Genomic DNA, 3,643 nt, shown 5'->3' on the forward strand with positions numbered 1-3,643 from the left:
GCAGGGCCTGGCCGCAGGTGTCGAACGCGCGCGGCTCGGGCAGGCGGGGCGGCGCCTCGCCCGGCGGCAGCAGCTCCACGACGAGGCGGAGCGTGGCCGGCGCGGCCACGGGCAGGTCGCGGAACAGGCCGACGCCGCGCACCTCCAGCAGGCCGCGCAGCGCGTGCGGCGGGGCGGCGAACACCTGCCCGTCCTGCGGCGACAGCTCCACCTGGTCATCGGCAACGAGCGACCAGCCGCGACCGATGAGGCGCAGGACCAGTTCGGATTTCCCGGCCCCGGAGGGGCCCAGGAACAGCACCCCGTCGCCGCTCTCGGCGGCGCAGGAGGCGTGGAGCGGCATCCCGGTTCGGACCCCAAGCCAGAGGCGGCGGACCATGGCAGAAACGGGGCAAGGGGTGAAGTGTTGCCATTCCGGGTGCGATTTCGCGTGCCGGCGCAACGGGCGGAGGGCGGCGGGCATCGCGCCGGTGCAGAGGGGAGGTCTCGAAGGAGGGTCCCGCGATGCGCTTCCGCTGCCTCGGACTGCCGAGCGACACCGCCGCACGCTGGCGCGCGACCGGCCGCGACGACCGCGGCAATGCCCTGATCGCTCGCGTCGCCGACGGTCCCGGCAGCGCGCCGTGCCGTCACTGCCTGCGCTACGCCGAGCCGGGCGAGGCGATGCTGCTGGGCAGCTTCGACCTGCCGCGGCCGCACGGCATCTACTGGACCCCGAGCCCCGTCTTCCTGCATGCGCACGACTGCCCGCGCTTCGAGGCCGAAGGCGTCGTCGCCCCGACCGCGACGGGCCCGGACACCATCGTCTCGGTGCGGAGCTACGATGCGGCGGGGATGTGCCTCTACGACCTCGGCCAGGTCTGCCGCGGGCCGGAGGTGGAGGCGCCCCTGCTGCGGGCGCTGGCCGATGCGCGCACCGCATTCGTGAACATCCACACGGCCCGGCCGGGCTGCTGGCTGGCCACCGCGGAGCGGTTGGACGCGCCCAGGGCGGAGTTGCCCTGATCCGCCCCGGCTGGCAGCGTCCGCCCCCATGACGACACCCAGCCGCGCCGACATCGAAGCCGCCGCCGCGCGCATCGCGCCGCATCTCCGCCGGACGCCGGTGATGCGCGTCCACGGGCGCGACCTCGGCCTCGACCTGCCGCTGATCCTGAAGCTCGAACTGCTGCAGGCGACGGGGAGCTTCAAGCCGCGCGGCGCCTTCAACCGGATGCTGTCGACGACACTGCCGGCGGCCGGCGTCGTCACCGCCTCGGGCGGCAACCATGGCGCGGCGGTGGCCTATGCGGCGCGCGCGCTCGGCGTGCGCGCGGAGGTGTTCTGCCCGACCATCACGCCGCCGGCGAAGACGTCGCGGATCGAAGGCTATGGCGCGACGCTGCACCGCGTCGGCGCCGTCTATGACGAGGCGCGCGAGGCGAGCGAGGCGCGCGCCGCGGAGACCGGCGCGCTGCTCGTCCACGCCTATGACCAGGCGGAGGTGCTGGCCGGCCAGGGCACGGTGGCGCGCGAGATGGAGCAGGACGCGCCGGAGGCGACGCATGTGCTGGTGGCGACCGGCGGCGGCGGGCTGATCGGCGGCATCGCCGCCTGGTTTGCGGGCACGCCGACGCAGGTGATCAGCGTGGAGCCGGCTGCCTGCCCCACGCTGCACGACGCGCTGCGCGCCGGCCGCCCAGTGCCCTCGCCGGTCGGCGGCATCGCGGCCGACAGCCTCGGCCCGCGGCAGGTCGGCGGCGTGATGTTCGAGGTCGCGAAGCACCACGTCGCCGAGGCCGTGCTGGTGAGCGACGAGGCGATCCGCGACGCGCAGCGACGGATCTGGCAGGGGCTGCGGCTAGTCGCGGAACCGGGCGGCGCGGCGGCGCTGGCGGCGCTGACGTCTGGCGCCTGGACGCCGCCGCCGGGCGCGCGCGTCGCCGTCGTGGTGTGCGGCGCGAACACGGATCCGGCGAGCGTCGCGTAGCGCCCGCCTTGCGCCGTCAGGCGCGCTGGTGCCGCTGCAGTTCGCGCGCGATCCCGGCGTCGCGGTCGTAGAAGTCGGGGCGGAACTGCACCGCGCCGTCCGGCCCTGCGAAGGCCGTCTGGTAGACCACGAAGACCGGCACCGGCTCGGGCAGCGGCTTGCGCGTCGTGGCGCCCGGCGCCAGCGCCTCGTGGATCGCGCCGAGCGGCTTCTCCATCAGCAGGGATGCGAGTTCGAGCGGCTTCTCCACCCGGATGCAGCCATTGCTGAGGCGGCGGTTCTCGCGGCCGAAGGCGGCCTTGTCCGGCGTGTCGTGGAGATAGACGTCGAAGCGGTTCGGCATCTCGAACATGACGAGGCCAAGCCCGGATTCGGGGCCGGGCGCCTGCTCCGCCTCGCCGTTGGGCAGCAGCGTGATGTTGTGGCGCGCCAGGAACCCCGGCTCGCGTGCCGCCCGCGGCAGGATGTCCGCCTCCACGATGTCGCGCGGGATGACCCAGGGCGGGTTGAGCAGGCTGGATTCGATCTTGGTGCGGAATTCCGGGCTCTGCTTGCGCTCGACGACGTCGCCCACGACGACCCGCGTCGTGAAGACCGGCGCGTCGTCGCGGAAGAAGGCCAGCCGCTGGTCGGGGACGTTGACCCAGACGCGGTCGGCGGGCAGGCGCCGCGGCAGCCAGCGCTGGCGCTCGAGATTCACCTCGATGGTGCGCAGGCGGTCTGCCATCGCGGCCCTGCCCCGGCCGCCCCCGACACCGCCCCCGACACCGCCGCCGTCGCCTGCGCGCGCCCGCGCCAGGGCGAGGCGCAGCGCGAGGTAGTCCCGCGTCGGCGGCGCCAGCGACTCCAGCGCGCCCGCCGGTGCGGGACGGTCGAGGATCGCGTCGAGCACGGCCGCGACATCCACCCGGTCGGCCGACAGCGCCTCGCTGTCGCGGCGCCGGTCGGGCGGCACGGCGCCGTGGGCCAGGGCGTCGGCATAGGCGAGGATGGCGTGCGACAGCAGCAGGTCGCGGCGCAGCGGCGGGAAGGTCTCCCGCCGGCGCAACAGGCTGGCCTGGAACAGTTCCGGGTCGAGACCGTGATCGCCGGCGTGCAGCACGGCGTCGACCAGTTCCTCGGCCTGGGCCGGGCGGGTCGTCCAGACGGGCTCGAAGCCGCGGCGCGCGTAGAAGCGGCGGAGCAGGGCGCCATCCAGCCGCTCTCCAGCGACCATCGGATCGCCGGTGCCGTCGCGCAGCCTGGTGAGCTCATCCTCGGGCCGCGGCTTGGGGAGGTGGACGGGCTCGGGGGCGGGCGTCGCGCAGCCCGCCAGCGTCCATGCCGAGGCCAATGCGAAGGCGCCGCTCGCCATTGCGGACCGCCGTGACACCGGCGCCTCCGCGGCGGCCGGCAGCCCTTCGCGCTCCGAGTCGAGACCGAACCCCGGCGCCCGCACCTGCTTCGCTCCTTTGTCCATGCCGGTTTCGCAACCAGCCGTTTGACTTTCCGCCGAAACTTAACGTTGAATTGTTACGTGTCGATCCCTGACACCGAAGTGGAGAACCCGATGCGCGCCGTTTCCAAGTTCATGACCATGTTCGCGGTGCTCGCCCCCGTGCTGATGCTCGCCGCCTGCGCCCAGGATGCGCCGCCGCCGGCGCCGACCCAGGTCGCCCCGGCGCCCGCCCCGGC

4 protein-coding genes are annotated in these 3,643 nt (G+C 74.5%); 2 read left to right on the top strand and 2 right to left on the bottom strand.

Annotation, left to right across the window (positions count from 1 at the left end):
* Nucleotides 1-343, bottom strand: a 343-nt coding sequence (locus L2I40_RS20525; RefSeq protein ID WP_237217035.1) for an HPr kinase/phosphorylase, incomplete at its 3' end; no start/stop codon positions are given.
* A gap of 161 nt (nt 344-504) precedes the next feature.
* On the opposite strand from L2I40_RS20525, the gene L2I40_RS20530 reads away from it, so the two are divergent.
* Nucleotides 505-1,005, top strand: coding sequence for a DUF1203 domain-containing protein (locus L2I40_RS20530; RefSeq protein ID WP_237217036.1), 501 nt, complete (start codon nt 505-507; stop codon nt 1,003-1,005).
* A 28-nt stretch (nt 1,006-1,033) separates the two neighbouring features.
* On the top strand, nt 1,034-1,969 hold the full coding sequence (locus L2I40_RS20535) for a serine/threonine dehydratase (RefSeq protein ID WP_237217037.1): 936 nt from the start codon (nt 1,034-1,036) through the stop codon (nt 1,967-1,969).
* A 16-nt stretch (nt 1,970-1,985) separates the two neighbouring features.
* On the opposite strand, the gene L2I40_RS20540 is transcribed toward L2I40_RS20535, so the two are convergent.
* Nucleotides 1,986-3,341, bottom strand: coding sequence for a L,D-transpeptidase scaffold domain-containing protein (locus tag L2I40_RS20540; protein WP_237217038.1), 1,356 nt, complete (start codon nt 3,339-3,341; stop codon nt 1,986-1,988).
* Nucleotides 3,342-3,643: the final 302 nt, after the last annotated feature.

This window comes from Falsiroseomonas oryziterrae (genome assembly GCF_021864505.1).
Classification (GTDB): Bacteria; Pseudomonadota; Alphaproteobacteria; order Acetobacterales; family Acetobacteraceae; genus Falsiroseomonas; species Falsiroseomonas oryziterrae.

Coding starts and splice junctions, on each gene's coding strand:
- L2I40_RS20530 (WP_237217036.1), top strand. CDS start 505: ATGCGCTTCCGCTGCCTCGGACTGCCGAGCGACACCGCCGCACGCTGG.
- L2I40_RS20535 (WP_237217037.1), top strand. CDS start 1,034: ATGACGACACCCAGCCGCGCCGACATCGAAGCCGCCGCCGCGCGCATC.